At 43.1% G+C, this 15,226-nt stretch carries 12 protein-coding genes; 10 read left to right on the top strand and 2 right to left on the bottom strand.

The genetic code is table 11. The features are described from left to right. Positions 1-287 precede the first annotated feature (287 nt). The 7 genes from uxaC (at position 288) to EO124_RS06885 (ending at position 9,813) form a co-directional block, all read left to right on the top strand. Positions 288-1,697 (top strand): glucuronate isomerase, encoded by a 1,410-nt coding sequence (gene uxaC, locus EO124_RS06915; RefSeq protein WP_127058907.1) that lies wholly within the window; start codon positions 288-290, stop codon positions 1,695-1,697. 125 nt (positions 1,698-1,822) lie between these two features. Further along, the gene (locus tag EO124_RS06910; RefSeq protein WP_127058906.1) at positions 1,823-3,289 is read left to right on the top strand and encodes a tagaturonate reductase; all 1,467 of its coding nucleotides are present in this window, start codon (positions 1,823-1,825) and stop codon (positions 3,287-3,289) included. 26 nt (positions 3,290-3,315) lie between these two features. Then, positions 3,316-4,908: a UxaA family hydrolase gene (locus EO124_RS06905; protein ID WP_127058905.1), complete on the top strand. Its 1,593-nt coding sequence runs from the start codon at positions 3,316-3,318 to the stop codon at positions 4,906-4,908. A gap of 39 nt (positions 4,909-4,947) precedes the next feature. After that, positions 4,948-6,441: a glycoside-pentoside-hexuronide (GPH):cation symporter gene (locus EO124_RS06900; RefSeq protein ID WP_241230685.1), complete on the top strand. Its 1,494-nt coding sequence runs from the start codon at positions 4,948-4,950 to the stop codon at positions 6,439-6,441. A 164-nt stretch (positions 6,442-6,605) separates the two neighbouring features. Further along, positions 6,606-8,798 (top strand): formate dehydrogenase subunit alpha, encoded by a 2,193-nt coding sequence (gene fdhF / locus EO124_RS06895; RefSeq protein WP_127058904.1) that lies wholly within the window; start codon positions 6,606-6,608, stop codon positions 8,796-8,798. Next, entirely contained in the window at positions 8,795-9,325 is a 531-nt protein-coding gene (locus EO124_RS06890) for a 4Fe-4S dicluster domain-containing protein (RefSeq protein WP_127058903.1), read from the top strand. Before fdhF ends, EO124_RS06890 begins: the two co-directional genes overlap by 4 nt. Beyond that, complete coding sequence (locus EO124_RS06885; protein ID WP_127058902.1) at positions 9,322-9,813, top strand: 4Fe-4S dicluster domain-containing protein; 492 nt, start codon at positions 9,322-9,324, stop codon at positions 9,811-9,813. The genes EO124_RS06890 and EO124_RS06885 overlap by 4 nt, the downstream gene beginning before the upstream one ends. A 223-nt stretch (positions 9,814-10,036) precedes the next feature. On the opposite strand, the gene EO124_RS06880 is transcribed toward EO124_RS06885, so the two are convergent. Both EO124_RS06880 and EO124_RS06875 read right to left on the bottom strand, forming a co-directional pair. After that, positions 10,037-10,777, bottom strand: coding sequence for a formate dehydrogenase accessory sulfurtransferase FdhD (locus EO124_RS06880; protein WP_127058901.1), 741 nt, complete (start codon positions 10,775-10,777; stop codon positions 10,037-10,039). Between the two features lie 239 nt (positions 10,778-11,016). Beyond that, the gene (locus tag EO124_RS06875) at positions 11,017-11,586 is read right to left on the bottom strand and encodes a HutD family protein (RefSeq protein WP_021842538.1); all 570 of its coding nucleotides are present in this window, start codon (positions 11,584-11,586) and stop codon (positions 11,017-11,019) included. A gap of 216 nt (positions 11,587-11,802) precedes the next feature. On the opposite strand from EO124_RS06875, the gene ftcD reads away from it, so the two are divergent. The 3 genes from ftcD to EO124_RS06860 all read left to right on the top strand — a co-directional run bounded on the left by ftcD (position 11,803) and on the right by EO124_RS06860 (position 15,173). Then, positions 11,803-12,696, top strand: coding sequence for a glutamate formimidoyltransferase (gene ftcD / locus EO124_RS06870; RefSeq protein ID WP_127058900.1), 894 nt, complete (start codon positions 11,803-11,805; stop codon positions 12,694-12,696). A gap of 135 nt (positions 12,697-12,831) precedes the next feature. Beyond that, complete coding sequence (locus EO124_RS06865; protein ID WP_127058899.1) at positions 12,832-14,502, top strand: formate--tetrahydrofolate ligase; 1,671 nt, start codon at positions 12,832-12,834, stop codon at positions 14,500-14,502. A 50-nt stretch (positions 14,503-14,552) separates the two neighbouring features. Next, a complete protein-coding gene (locus tag EO124_RS06860; protein WP_127058898.1) occupies positions 14,553-15,173 on the top strand; it encodes a cyclodeaminase/cyclohydrolase family protein in 621 nt (206 codons plus the stop codon). Positions 15,174-15,226: the final 53 nt, after the last annotated feature.

Raw genomic sequence — 15,226 nt, 5'->3', positions numbered from 1 at the left:
TCTAAAAGATTTCTGACTAGCAATCACTTAATAGTTGACTGAGGAACTATATGATTCAAATTGATTTAGAAGATTTAAATGACGTAATAAAATGACGTAAATTAATTTGTGGTATTTGAATGATTCCGTTAACTTACAAGTAAAATAACCGGATAACTTCTAAGTTATCAACTGTACCTTTAATATCTTTGACTATGTTTTCCCCTTTAACGGTTTGTTTTACTTTAAAATATAAGCGCTTACAATTTATTCCATGGCGCTCTTTTTAGGTATAGGAGATGACAACTATGAAACAGTTTATGGATGAAGACTTTTTATTGGAAACTGAAACAGCTAAGGTTTTATATCATCAATATGCAGCAAAAATGCCGATTATTGATTATCACTGCCATATTTCACCGCAAGAAATTGCAGAAAATCATCGCTTCAAGAGCATTACGGAAGCATGGCTTGGCGGTGATCATTACAAATGGCGTCTCATTCGTTCCAACGGAACTCCGGAAAATAAAATCACCGGCAATGAATCAGACGATTACACTAAATTTTTAGAATATGCCAAAGCATTGCCAAGAGCTATCGGCAATCCGTTGTATCATTGGAGTCATTTAGAATTGCAACGTTATTTCGGTATCACGACTCCGTTGACAGAGCGGACAGCCAAAGACATCTTCGAAGCTTGTAATGCCCGTTTACAAGACGACGATATGACAGTGCAGGGGATTATTAAAAAATCCAACGTAGCCGTTATTTGTACAACCGACGATCCGGCTGATTCTTTGGAATGGCATGCGAAGATCAAAAAAGATGGTTTATGCAGTGCTAAAGTCGTACCGGCTATGCGTCCGGATAAAGTATTGGCTCCGCAAAAAGAAGGTTTTGCCGAATATATTACAACTTTAGGGGATGCTGCAGGGATTATGATTCAGTCTGTAGCTGATGTAAAAGAAGCACTCAAAAAACGTATTGCTTTCTTCCATGAAATGGGTTGCCGTGCATCTGATCACGCTTTGAAATACATGTTCTGGCGTGAAGCTGATGAAGCAACGGTAGAAACGATTTTCCAAAAAGCTTTACGCGGTGAAGTCGTTTCTGACGCAGAAGATGAAATGTACAAAACAGCTATTTTTGAAGTATTGGCCGCTGAATACAGCCGTTTAGGCTGGGGTATGCAACTTCACTATGCAACCCTTCGTGACAACAATACACCACTTTTCAAACAAATGGGTCCGGATACCGGTTTTGACTCCATTGCTGAAGGTAACTGTGCTCAAGGTCTCGTAGCCTTCTTGGATGGTTTACAGACAAAAGGTATTTTGCCAAAAACGGTTATTTACTCCGGTAATCCAAACGATAATGCCTTAATCGGCACCATCATCGGTTGTTACCAAGATGCCGGTGTTCGCGGTAAAGTTCAGCAAGGCGCGGCTTGGTGGTTCAACGATACGAAACACGGCATGGAAACTCAGTTAACATCTATCGCTGATTTATCCATCGTAGGCAATATTTTAGGTATGCTTACGGACTCCCGCTCTTTCTTATCCTATGCTCGTCATGAATACTATCGTCGTATTTTATGTAACTGGCTTGGCAAATTAGTAGAAAACGGTGAATACCCTAATGATATTGAAACATTAGGTTCGATTGTAGAAGATATTTGTTATAACAACGTAGCTGCTTACTTCAACTTTGAAGTGTAATTAACACTTTACGTAAAACTTAGGTTAGAGGGTAACTTAAGTGCGACAGGTAATTATACTCGAAGTAATTCAGGTTAGAGGGTGACCTAAGTTAGAAGTAAATGGCCCGGTATAAGGAGATTGTGATGAAATCGATTCAAGAACTGCATGCCGTAGCAAAACGGCCACTAAGAGTTATGCAATTTGGCGAAGGGAATTTTTTACGAGCATTTGTAGATTATGCTATTGATGTTGCCAATGAAAAAGGAGTTTTCAACAGTAATGTAGCCGTCATCGTACCGATTAAAGGCTGCGAAGTACGTCAGCGTTTTGACCAACAGAATAATGTATATACTGTTTGCTTACGCGGTAAGAAAAACGGTGCCGTATATGAAGAAAACAGACCGATTACTTGTATTGAAAAAGTAATTTGCGCCTTCGAAGATTACAAGGACTTCATGGAATTGGCACACACCGAAGAATTGGAATTCGTAGTATCCAATACGACGGAAGCGGGCATCGTGTATGACGCAACCGATAAGTTTGAAAGCTGTCCGCCAATCACATTCCCGGGCAAATTGACTAAATTCTTATACGAACGTTTCACTTTTTTCAAAGGGGATGCCACTAAAGGTTTGATCATGTTACCGGTTGAACTTATTGAAAAAAATGGTGAAGCTCTCGAAAAATGTGTGATGCAGTTCATCGATTTATGGCAATTGCCGGAAGAATTTAAAAACTGGGTGAACAGCCATTGTCGTTTTGTAGGGACTTTGGTAGACCGTATCGTAACCGGTTATCCTCATGGCAAAGGTGCTGAATATGAAGAAGTGTTAGGCTATAAGGATGAACTCCTCGATGTAGCTGAACCATTTGGTTTATGGGTTATCGGCGACGAAGCGGTAGCACCGAAACTTCCTTTATCCTCCGATAAATTAGAAGTAGAATTTACCAATCAACTTGAAGTATACAAAGAACGCAAAGTTCGTATCTTGAACGGCGCTCACACTTCCATGGTATTAGGTGCTTATCTCGCCGGGTTCGACTATGTAAATCAGTGTATGGCCGATGATGCCATCAGAACGCAGCTGGAACAATCTGTATTCGATGAAATTGTGCCAACTGTGCATATGCCACGTGAAAAAGCAGCCGGTTTTGCCAAAGAAGTGTTCGGACGTTTTGAAAATCCGTTCGTGCAACACGCTTTGCTCTCTATTTCTTTGAACTCCATCTCCAAATGGCGTGCTCGCGTATTGCCAACCTTCAAAGATTATGTTACTGCCAATGGCAAATTGCCAAAATGGCTGACCTATTCCTTAGCCGCTTTACTCGCTTTCTATCGTACGACGGAACCGGGGAATGGCTGCTTAATCGGTCATCGCGGTGACAATACGTATGAAATTCATGATGATGCGGATAAATTACAAGTAGTTGCTAAAGCCGCAGCTTTGAGTACAACAGATTATGCCATTACTTTGTTGGGCCGTGAAGATTTCTGGGGCGAAGATTTGACTAAAATCGAAGGCCTTACAGATGCCGTTACGGCAACCTTGGAAGCTATTGAAAAAGATGGCATCGGTGCTTATATTGCGGCTCTTGGCAAAGAAAGTTAAGTCGCTTACTATAATAGGAGTAAAATATGGCAGTTAATGATACAAATTTGCCGACAGAAGAAGTGATTACCAAGGCATTGCGCATACATGGCAGTGACAATGTGGCGGTAGCGGTGGTGCCCTTAGCAAAGGGCACCGAGCTCACCGTTCAGGGTATAACAGTAACTACTTCTTCGGATATTCCTATGGGGCATAAGATTGCCTTACAGGATATACCGGAAGGTGTGAATATTGTGAAGTACGGTTATCCCATAGGCCGTGCGAAAACAGCAATAAAAGCCGGTGATTGGGTACATTCCCATAATGTACAAAGTAATTTAGGAGAGCTCCTCGATTATACCTATGAACCGGTGGCTAAAGTGACAGAATCGGTAGAAAATATAGGAGCTTCTAATGACACAGCAGTTAACGGTGCAATGACCGAAGTTATGGGGACAAAAGAATCAACCTATACCTTTGAAGGTTATAAGCGTGATGACGGCTCGGTAGGCATCCGCAATGAGGTTTGGATTATCCCCACCGTAGGCTGTGTTAACGGGATTGTCAAAACGTTGGAACGCATGGCTAAAGAGTTCCCACAGGAAAATGTGGACGGTATTTATGCCTATGCGCATCCACACGGCTGCTCACAATTGGGTGATGATCAGCTTCATACGCAGCGCATTTTAAGCGGGCTTGTGCACAATCCGAATGCCGGAGCCGTATTAGTGGTAGGTCTAGGTTGTGAAAACAATCAGATTTCACTCTTAAAAGAAGTTATCGGCGATTACGATCCGGACCGTGTAAAATTTATGACTTGCCAGGCTGTAGAAGATGAAATCGAAACCGGCATGGAACTTTTAGAAGATTTGGTTGCCTATGCCAACCGTTTTACCAGAACGACTTGTCCCGCATCGGCTTTGACTATCGGTCTTAAATGCGGCGGGTCCGACGGTTTCTCCGGCATTACAGCGAATCCTTTGGTAGGTGATTTATCCAACCGCATTATTGAAGCGGGGGGGACCTCGATTTTGACGGAAGTGCCGGAAATGTTCGGCGCTGAAACCATATTGATGAATCGCTGTCGTAATAAAGAAGTTTTTGAAAAGACCGTACAATTAATTAATAATTTTAAAACATATTTCAAGAGTTACGGCGAAGAAATTGATGAAAATCCATCACCCGGCAATAAAGCGGGCGGCATAACCACTTTGGAGGATAAATCACTGGGATGCGTACAAAAAGCGGGCGATGCCATCGTGGAAGATGTATTGGCTTATGGTGAACGGGTTCATCACAAAGGCCTTAACTTATTACAGGCGCCGGGGAACGATTTGGTAGCGGCTAACGCATTAGCGGCCGCCGGGGCACAAATGGTATTATTTACTACCGGCCGAGGCACACCGTTTGCTTCACCGGTACCAACCGTGAAAATCGCCAGCAACTCGAAATTGGCAAACTTTAAGAAAAATTGGATAGACTTTAACGCCGGTACTTTATTAACCGGTGAAACGATGGAATCATTGGGTGATAGATTCCTACAGTATATTTTGGACGTGGCTTCGGGTCGCACTCATGTTAGAGCTGAAGCTTTGGACAAAAGTGAATTGGCTATTTTTAAAGATGGTGTAACTTTATAGGTAGAGGTTCTATAAAGCATACCCTATGGAGGGATTTCCATGAGTACGAGTACGAAAGCAGTTCAAATGGACACAATGAGTGTAGCCACGCCGGCCGTTGGAGCCGACGTAACAGATGTAATGACAAATGGTGTAAATGCCGAAGTGACCGCTAATGGCACAGGGGCTACACCTAAATTGAAATGGAGTGAAAAAATCGGCTATGGGTTCGGCGATTTCGGTAACGGATTCATGTTTGACCTTGGTCAAGCCTATTTAACAAAATTCTGGATTGATGTTTGCATGATTCCGGCCGGTGTAGTAGGTGGTATTTTTGCCTTCACCAAAATCTTTGATGCCTTTATGGATCCGATTGCGGGGGCCAGTATTGACCGGCGTAAAAATATCGGCAGCCGCGGTAAATTCCGTCCGGTTATGCTGATTTCCAGTATTATTTTGGCTATTTTGACAGTAGTTACCTTTATGATGCCGGATCTTGATATGGGCGGTAAAATCTTATTTGCTTACGGTGCCTATATGGCCTGGGGTCTTGTATACTCTTTTACAAATATCCCGTATGCTTCTTTGGCCAGTGTTATGACACGCGATGTAGAAGATCGCAGTCAACTCGCTACAACACGTCAGGCCGGTTCCATCGGGGCCCAGCTCATTACGGGTGTCGCTTTTATTCCGATTGTATTGATGTTTGACTCACCGCAACACGGTTATCTCATTGCCGCGATTGTTATGTCTATTATCGGCGTGTTGGGGTTTGCTATCTGCTACTGGACAACGAAAGAACATGTGCCGGTAAAACGTAATACGAAAGCGGAAAGCAAAGTAAGCTTCAAAGATTATGTAAAAGTTGTTTTCACCAATAAACCACTCTTTTGCTTGATTTTGATGACTTTATTTACAATTTCAGCTATGAATACGAACAATGCGATGATGGTGTTCTTCTGTCAATATAACTTAGGCAACATCGCCTTACAGCCGGTAGTTAACGGCATCATGATGGGGTGCTCTGTTGTGGGTATTTTGATGATTCCTAAATTGGTAGCCAAATTTGGTAAAAAACGCACAGCTATCGGTGGTTTAGTCATTGGTTGTGCTGCTAATATGTTGAATTTCTTCATTCCTACCAATGTGTATTCTTTTATCTTATTAGTTACGATTGGTTATGTAGCTCTCGCTATTCCAAACGGTATTACTTGGGCTTTGGTATCTGACGTAATCGACTACAGCGAATGGCACAACGGGATTCGTAAAGAAGGCACAACCTATGCGGCTTTCAACTTCTCTCGTAAAATTGCGCAGGCTATGGCAGCGCTCGTAAGTGCTCTTATTTTAAGCTTAACCGGTTATGTAGCCAACGCGATTCAAAGCGAAATGACCTTGACCGGTATTAAAGCAGCTATGACTTTGTATCCGGGGGTGGCTCTCGGTTTGGCCGCTTTAATTCTTTGGAAATTATATGATTTATCCGATGAACGTTACAAACAAATCGTAGCCGATTTAAGTAATGGTTTATGGGAAAAAGGTAAAATTGAATAATTGAATTATGTAAATAATTAATTATGTGAAATAAGCATAATTGAAAAAAGGAATTTGCAATTACGATATAGAATTTAGATGTATCAGCAACTTTTGTTGACTTGTTAGTTTAGACGTATTAGTTTAGACGTATTAGGGAATTCAAGTGAATGAGAGGCTATACTATGCAAACTACGTATGAAAAAGTTGTTTCGGTTTGTTCGTATTGCGGTTCCGGTTGCCAGATAGAATTTACTGTCGATAAAAAGGCTAACCGCATAATTTCTGCAAAAGGCGCTCCGGGTCGTACCAACGAGGGGCGCCTTTGTTTAAAGGGTTTTTACGGTTGGGATTACCTGAATGACCCTCAGCTTTTGACGCGGCGTATTACGAGTCCTATGATTCGTAAAGGTGGTAAAGGCAGCCCGTTGGAACCGGTTAGTTGGGATGAGGCCATTGCTTATACAGCCGAACGACTCAAAGCTATTATTAAAGAGTATGGTCCCGATGCCGTGATGGGGGCCGGTTCGGCTCGTGGTCCGGGGAATGAAGCAGGCTATATTACGCAAAAATTTATGCGTGCCGTAGTGGGCACTAATAATGTAGATCATTGTGCCCGCATTTGTCACGCTGCCTCCGTAGCCGGATTGAAAGCCTCCATCGGTGAAGGGGCCATGTCAGTCAGCGTGCCTGAAATTGAAGATGCGGAGGTTATTTTCAATATTGGATATAATGGAGCAACATCCCATCCGATTGTGGCTCGCCGCATTATTAAAGCGAAAGCTAAAGGGGCGAAGATTATTTGTGCGGATCCTCAAATTTCGGAAACGGCTCGTATTGCGGATATTCATTTGCAGCAAAAAGGGGGCACCAATTTGTTGCTCCTCAATGCGTTGGCCTATACGATAATTGATGAGCATCTGACGGATGATGAATTTATCAAGGCACATGTGAACGGCTATGAAGAGTTTGTGCCTAAGCTTGCCAAATATGCACCGGAAGCGGTAGCCGCTGAAATCGGCGTCAGTGCGTCCGCTATTCGTGAGGCAGCAAGGCTTTACGCATCGTCGAAACATTCCGTTATTCTTTGGGGCATGGGGATTACTCAGTTCTCTCAAGGCGTTGATAGTGTGGCGGCTTGTTCCAACTTGGCACTTTTAACGGGCAATTACGGTCATTATGCGACGGGAGTAGGTCCGGTGCGTGGTCAGAATAACGTACAAGGCACCTGCGATATGGGCATTTTGCCGGATGTTTATCCGGGGTATCAGTCGGTGACGGATGATGCGGTACGCGCTAAATTTGAAAAAGCCTGGGGTGTTTCCTTACCGTCCAAACCGGGTATTAAATTGACGCAAGTACCGGATTATGTGCTTGGTGAAGCGGATCCTAAGAAGCGGATTCATGCCTACTATATTCTCGGCGAAGATCCGGCCCAATCGGACCCTAATTTGGAAGAAATTCGTGAAACCTTAAAACAGATAGATTTAGTTATCGTGCAGGATATCTTTATGAATCGCACGTCGGAATATGCGGATGTTCTTTTCCCGGCTACGGCGTGGGGTGAACATGACGCCATTTATACCTGCTGTGACCGAGGTTTTCAGCGGGTGCGAAAGGTGATTGAGCCGCCTGAAGGGGTAAAACCTGACTGGGAAATTCAGAGCCTTCTGGCAACGGCTATGGGCTATCCGATGCATTACAACAACACGCAGGAAATTTGGGATGAAATGCGTAAGTTATCGCCTAAATTCACCGGTGCTACTTATGAAAAAATCGACGCCTTGGGCGGCGTACAGTGGCCTTGTTATGATGAAAGCATGGACGATAAAGGTACCATGTTCCTTCATGAAGGTGGTCATTTTGCTACCGAGGACGGTCGTGGGAATTTGCTTTTCACCGATTATGAGCCGGTGAAAGAAGAAGTGGATGCAGAATATCCAATGTCCTTCTGTACTGTTCGAGAAGTTGGTCATTACTCGGCTCGGACTATGACAGGCAACTGCCGCATGTTGGCAAAACTGGAAGATGAACCGGGCTGGGTAGCCATGAATCCTAAAGACTGTGAAGAACTTGGGATGGCGCAAGGAGATTTGGTTCGGGTTCGTTCACGGCGCGGCAGTCTCATCACACGCTGCTTGCCGACGGAACGGGTTAAACCGGGTTCGACCTATATGACCTATCAGTGGTGGATTGGTGCTTGCAATGAATTGACGAATACAGCGCTTGACCCTAAGAGTAAAACGCCGGAATATAAATATTGTGCCTGTCGCGTTGAAAAACTGGATGACCAGGCTGAGGCGGAAGCGTATGTACAATCACAATATGCATTGATTCGGTCAAAAATGGGGATAGAAAAGGCAGGTGCCAACGTATGAATCGATTTGTAAAAGGAAATCCTTTATTTTGTATAGGCTGCCGTACTTGCATGGTAGCCTGTGTAGTAGCTCATCGCGGTAACGGTATTTTTACGACCGATCCTGAGAGCGAAGATTTTTATCCGCGCATTCATGTGGTAAAAACGAAAACTAAGACGATGACGGTGCAGTGTCATCAGTGTGAAAATGCGCCGTGTGTCAAAGTGTGTCCCGTAGGGGCTTTGGAAAAAGGCACTGACAGTATACTACTTCACGAAGAACGATGCATTGGCTGTAAACAATGCACTATGGCTTGCCCGTTCGGGGCTATTCAAATGAAATCGGTAGTCGATGAAGGTACGGTGCGGGTAGTGGCCAATAAATGTGACCTTTGTGCCAATACGGAAGAGGGCGTCCCGGCCTGTGTCAGCCATTGTCCGACTGACGCGTTGACATTTTACGAAATCGACAGTGTGCAGAACGCGGTGGATAAGAAAAATCTCCAAACAGCATTAAATGCCTGGGCTGTAAAGGAGGGACAAGTATGAATCAGTTTGTCTACTGTGATGTGAATCTTTGCATCGGTTGCGGCATGTGTGAACGACAATGCATCATGTCCCATTACGATTTAAAGATGACGGAAGTGAAACTCAATGACCCATTGCAAAGGGCTCGTTGCAAGACCTATCGTCAGCCGGAACTGAAAGCGGCGGTTCACTGCAAGCAATGTGACAATGCATCCTGTATGGCCGCCTGTCCGGTAGGGGCTATCAGCAAACGGGATGATAAGATGATATTCATTGATGAAAGCCTTTGCATCGGTTGTCGCGAGTGCGTATTGGCTTGTCCGTTCGGCGCCGTCCGTATGGCACCAGTAGCAGACGGTCGGGTAGTGGCTACTAAATGCGATTTATGCGTTGATACGAAGGCGGGCACACCGGCTTGCGTCAAAGGCTGTCCGAAGAAGGCCTTGACTTTGATGAACGACGAAACATTAAAGGCATGGCTTTTACATAAACAGGAGCATTCGGCATAACTGCATTTTCTTATATTTTGTTGTATTTTTGCTATACTGAGAATTATGTAATAAGGCTAAAAACGGCTCTCTTGTAAAGTACGCTGTGAGGCGACTATACAGGAGAGCCGTTTAGTTTTTATTGCTAAGAATTAAGGTTTATAAGGGTTATAGGCTTATAGGACAAAATTTAGTACTAGGAAGCATAGATTAATTTAAGGGTATAGGACATACTTTATTAGTTCTACAGAAGTCCTTTAATCCGTTCCGGATGGGTAATACATTTAAAGGAATCGGGGCGCAACACATTACAGAGGGTAATGTTATATTTTTGGGCCAATTCGATTCCTAGTTCCGTCGGCATGGCACGGGAACAGAAAATCGGTACGCCAATGCGATGCACTTTCTTTATCACCGACTGGGGCACACGGCCGCTGAAGATTAAAATTTTGTCGGATGTATCAATCTTTTGGGTGGTTATAATGCCTAAGAGGCGGTCCAGTACATTGTGACGGCCTACATCTTCCGCATAGGCTACCACCTTACCGTCTTTTACGAGGGCCCCTTCATGAACGCCGTGCGACGTATGATGCGCTTTCGTGATGGAATCGAGGAGACCACCGTAATTACAAATTTCATCGGCACTGACCGTTAAATTGGCTTTGGCTGCCGGCGGAATGACCGGGGCCGATTCATTATAATAGGCTGTATTGTGGTTTAAGGTTACATCGATGCGATGGGAATCTGAATCCATGGCGATGTGAGCAATATCCTCTAATTGGCTGATATGACCTTCCATGAGGCAATAGCCGATGATTAAATCGCGAAAATCATGCGGTGAGGCAATGAGCGTTGTTATACGCTTGTTTTCAATAAAAAGCTTATAGGCCACTTCGTCAGAGATAGTAAGCTGTTCTTCGACGGCGCCTTTGCCTTTTTGATAGGAGATACAATTGTGATAATTAGTGTCTGATAAAGAATACATAACAAACCTCCTTGGATGATTCGCACTATGCGGACAATGTACCGGTGAGAATGTACTTGATTACTTTATTATACATGACTTGAGCATGTTATACAATTTTTATAGGAATTTACACTGTAAAAATAGCATAACAAAAGCCCTAAGTGTGGAGACTCAGGGCTTTTGCCGTTTTGTGAAGAAGATGAAGTTTGTATAGACTATCCTGAGAGGATATATTACTAAAGTTTGAAAAAACTATCCTAAGAGGATACATTAACGAAGAGTAGGGTGACAGCAGGATCCTCAAGGAATAAAGGAATCGACTCCGTGCAAGCGGACAAGACATAAAGTGTGTCCGGTTGTATTTGGAGGTTACCTATTTGAGCCTTGGCAGAGGGATCAAAAGGTAAATTTGGAACATAGAGGAAGCTATGTTCGAGAGGATTAAGTTGAGAAGAAGAAGTTAACACAGAGTAGTTAACCTTCATTCCTTGTTGGAACATAACATTAAAATCTGTTGCTTTCCCCTTGGAGTAGGTGTGATAAGCACCATCGAAGTAAGCTACTTCGTACGGTTTTAATAGGTATGTTTCTGCTGTTTCTTTAAAAGATAGGTATAACTGATTGTTTAGCGGAGTAATTAGACGTTGATAGCCCGGAAGCAAAGTAAATTCAGACGATTCAACATCAACTGTAGCGGAACTTATCCGAATGGCAAAATCTCTCTGGCTATAAGAGCTTTGCGGAGGATAAATATAAAACTCAGTTGTAGAACCACCGGACCAATTCGATGTGGTGGCGTCTTTACGACTAATCGCTGTAATTTCCATAGCGCCTCCTAAGCGTTCTCATCTATTCGCTACATACAATATAAGTCAGTTACGTCTAAAAACTGTCAAAAATCAAAACTTTTTTCAAAATTTGAAAATTAGATGTTTTTTTGGTTATTCTTGATGTATATTAGACGTATAAATTTAACATTCCTAATATATGTACGGGAAATATATGTGAGGAATAAGTTGTATTTTTTGAATGGAGGCAATCATATGGCTAAGTTAGTAGAATTCGTTCCAAATTTTAGTGAAGGTCGCGATAAGGCAAAAGTTGAAAAAATCGTTGATGAAGCACGTAAAATTAAAGACTTGAAGATTCTTGATTATTCCAGTGATGCCGATCACAATCGTTCCGTAGTTACCTTAATCGGTTCCCCTGAAGCGGTAACCGAAGCAGCCATCAATATGGCGAAAGTAGCGATTGAACTCATCGACATGCGTACTCATGAAGGGGCTCATCCGCGTTTTGGCGCCGTTGACGTTGTTCCGTTTACACCGATTTCCGAAGTAACCATGGAAGAATGTGTGGAAATTGCCAATAAAGTCGGTAAAGCCTATGGTGAAATGGGGATTCCGGTTTATCTTTATGAAGATGCCTGCACTAAAGAAGATCGCCGTAACTTAGCCTCCGTTCGTAAAGGGCAATATGAAGGCTTCTTCGACAAAATTAAAGACCCTAACTGGAAACCTGATTATGGTCCTGCCGAAATGAATGAAAAATCCGGCTGCTCCGCCGTTGGCGCTCGTGTATCTTTGGTAGCCTTTAATGTTAACTTAAATACCAGCGATCTTGCCGTAGCTGACGCTATTGCCAAGAAAATTCGTCACATCGGCGGCGGTTTACGCTATGTCAAAGCTATGGGCGTTATGCTTGAAGAACGCAATCAGGTACAAGTTTCCATGAACCTTGTTAACTACCATAAATCCTCCGTATATCAAGCGTTTGAAATGATTAAAATGGAAGCCAAACGTTATGGCGTATCTATCGTAGGTAGCGAAATCATTGGTACCGTACCTATGGCAGCTTTAATGATGGCCGCTGAATACTATTTACAAGTTGAAAACTTTGACATGAACCAAATTTTAGAAAAACAATTGTTAGACTAATATAGCTTCCATGATTTACAACGATTAAATTGCGTATCGCTGTGCAATGAGAGTTGAAAAAAGTCCATATTTAGTGTAAATTAAAGGGTATAAAGTTATTTATCAAAGATTAACAGCCCTACAGGAGGTGCATTTATGTTCAGCGATATTGAAATTGCGCAAGCCAATCAGATGGAACCGATTACCAAAATTGCCGAAGAATGCGGCATTTTGCCACAAGAATTGGAACAATATGGTCATTATAAAGCTAAAATTTCCCTCGACGTATTAAAACGTTTGGAAGATAAACCGGATGGTAAATTAGTTCTTGTAACTGCCATTACGCCAACTCCGGCAGGCGAAGGTAAATCCACTACCAGCATCGGTTTGGCACAAGCTTTAAACAAAATCGGCAAAAAAACTGTAGTTGCTTTGCGCGAACCTTCTTTGGGACCGGTATTCGGTATTAAAGGCGGTGCTGCCGGCGGCGGATACGCTCAAGTAGTACCGATGGATGATATTAATCTTCATTTTACCGGTGATATGCATGCCATTACGGCAGCTAATAATTTATTATCCGCTATGATTGACAATCATGTACATCAAGGTAATGAATTAAACATTGATCTGCGTCAAATCAGCTGGAAACGTGTTATGGATATGAATGACCGTGCTCTTCGCAACGTTGTTGTGGGGATGGGCGGCAAAGTATGCGGCTTCCCGCGTGAAGACCATTTCATGATTACCGTAGCCTCCGAAATAATGGCTGCATTATGCTTGGCAACAAGTCTTCAGGATTTAAAAGAACGTTTTGGCCGTATCGTTATCGGCAGTACCTATGATGATCAACCGGTTTATGTACATCAGCTCGGTTGTGAAGGCGCCATGGCTATGCTCATGAAAGACGCCATTAAACCAAACTTGGTGCAGACTTTGGAACATACGCCGGCCATCGTACATGGCGGTCCGTTTGCTAACATTGCTCACGGTTGTAACTCCATTTTAGCAACTAAAATGGCTCTTAAATTGGGCGATATCGTAATTACGGAAGCCGGATTCGGTGCCGATCTCGGGGCTGAAAAGTTCCTCGACATCAAATGCCCATACGGCAATTTATTCCCTCATGCCGTTGTTATCGTAGCCACTATTCGTGCGCTCAAAATGCATGGCGGTGTTAAAAAAGCTGACTTAAACGAAGAAAATGTAGAAGCAGTTAATGCCGGTTTTGTAAACCTTGCTAAACAGGTTGAAAACATCCGAGCTTTCGGTTTACCGGTATTGGTAGCCATTAATAAATTCTCGTCAGATACACCGGCCGAAATTGAGAAGTTATTACAGAAATGTGATAGCTACGGCGTAGACGTAAGCCTTAACGAATGTTGGGAAAAAGGCGGCGACGGCGGTATCGATATGGCTAAACAGATTGCAACTATGGTAGAAGGTACCGACTTCAAACCTACCACTATGTACGATAAGGAAGAAAGCATTCCGGAAAAATTGACGAAAATTGTGCAGAAAATTTACGGCGGCGACGGCGTTGAATTTACAGCCAATGCTAAAAAACAAATTAAACAGTTGGAAGACTGGGGTCTCGATAAACTACCGGTTTGTATCGCCAAAACACAATATTCTTTGAGCGATAATCCGGCCTTATTGGGCGCACCTAAAGACTTTAATATTACCGTACAAGACGTGCGTATAGCTAACGGTGCGGGCTTTATCGTTTGCCAGACCAGCAATATCATGGTTATGCCGGGCTTACCGAAGAAACCGGCAGCCCTCAATATGGATATCGATGAGGACGGCAAAATCACCGGCTTATTCTAAAATCAGCTTGCAAAAATTCATGCATACTGAACTTAATTGGGAGGAAACACATGGAATTAAAAGCTTTATCCGTAGAAGCATTTATCAATGAAACAGGTTCCGATTCGCCGGCTCCGGGTGGTGGCAGCATTGCGGCCCTTAACGGCGCAGCCGGTGCGGCTTTAATCGAAATGGTGGCAGCGCTTACCATCGGTAAAGAAAAATATGCCGCTGTAGAAGCCGAAATGAAAGACATTGAGGCAAAAGCTCATGAAATGAAAGCTCGCTTCTTGGCATACATTGATGAAGACAGTGCAGCCTTCAATAAAATTATGGCGGCTTTCAAATTGCCGAAAGAAACGGACGAAGACAAAAAAGCTCGTTCCGCGGCTATTCAGGAAGCTACCAAAGGGGCTGCTTTGGTGCCGTATCATATCGGTGAATTGGCGAATGAATTATTGCCACTCGCTGAAGCTGTTATCGTAAAGGGCAATCAAAATGCGGTTACTGACGGTGCCGTAGCTACGATAAATGCCAGAACAGCTGTACATAGTGCGTTCTTAAATGTAAAAATTAATTTAGGCAGCATCAAAGACGAAGCTTTCGTTGCCGATTTAAATCAAAAAATGGCAGCTATCGAAGAAGCTATTGATGCCAAAGAACAAAGTTTATTACAAAAAGTAAATTTATAAGCCGTGAATAAATCATAGCCTATAGTTTTACTTGAAACTTGATGGCATGTGAT

Origin of the sequence: Veillonella ratti (assembly GCF_003992115.1) — a bacterium.
GTDB classification, from domain to species: Bacteria; Bacillota; Negativicutes; order Veillonellales; family Veillonellaceae; genus Veillonella_A; species Veillonella_A ratti.
This window is presented reverse-complemented; position numbering and strand designations above follow the sequence as displayed.

Excerpts from the sequence above, each read along its gene's own strand:
- EO124_RS06910 (WP_127058906.1), top strand. The coding sequence starts at position 1,823 with ATGAAATCGATTCAAGAACTGCATGCCGTAGCAAAACGGCCACTAAGA.
- EO124_RS06865 (WP_127058899.1), top strand. The coding sequence starts at position 12,832 with ATGTTCAGCGATATTGAAATTGCGCAAGCCAATCAGATGGAACCGATT.
- uxaC (WP_127058907.1), top strand. The coding sequence starts at position 288 with ATGAAACAGTTTATGGATGAAGACTTTTTATTGGAAACTGAAACAGCT.
- EO124_RS06880 (WP_127058901.1), bottom strand. The coding sequence starts at position 10,777 with ATGTATTCTTTATCAGACACTAATTATCACAATTGTATCTCCTATCAA.
- EO124_RS06890 (WP_127058903.1), top strand. The coding sequence starts at position 8,795 with ATGAATCGATTTGTAAAAGGAAATCCTTTATTTTGTATAGGCTGCCGT.
- EO124_RS06905 (WP_127058905.1), top strand. The coding sequence starts at position 3,316 with ATGGCAGTTAATGATACAAATTTGCCGACAGAAGAAGTGATTACCAAG.
- EO124_RS06875 (WP_021842538.1), bottom strand. The coding sequence starts at position 11,586 with ATGGAAATTACAGCGATTAGTCGTAAAGACGCCACCACATCGAATTGG.
- EO124_RS06860 (WP_127058898.1), top strand. The coding sequence starts at position 14,553 with ATGGAATTAAAAGCTTTATCCGTAGAAGCATTTATCAATGAAACAGGT.
- EO124_RS06900 (WP_241230685.1), top strand. The coding sequence starts at position 4,948 with ATGAGTACGAGTACGAAAGCAGTTCAAATGGACACAATGAGTGTAGCC.
- fdhF (WP_127058904.1), top strand. The coding sequence starts at position 6,606 with ATGCAAACTACGTATGAAAAAGTTGTTTCGGTTTGTTCGTATTGCGGT.
- EO124_RS06885 (WP_127058902.1), top strand. The coding sequence starts at position 9,322 with ATGAATCAGTTTGTCTACTGTGATGTGAATCTTTGCATCGGTTGCGGC.
- ftcD (WP_127058900.1), top strand. The coding sequence starts at position 11,803 with ATGGCTAAGTTAGTAGAATTCGTTCCAAATTTTAGTGAAGGTCGCGAT.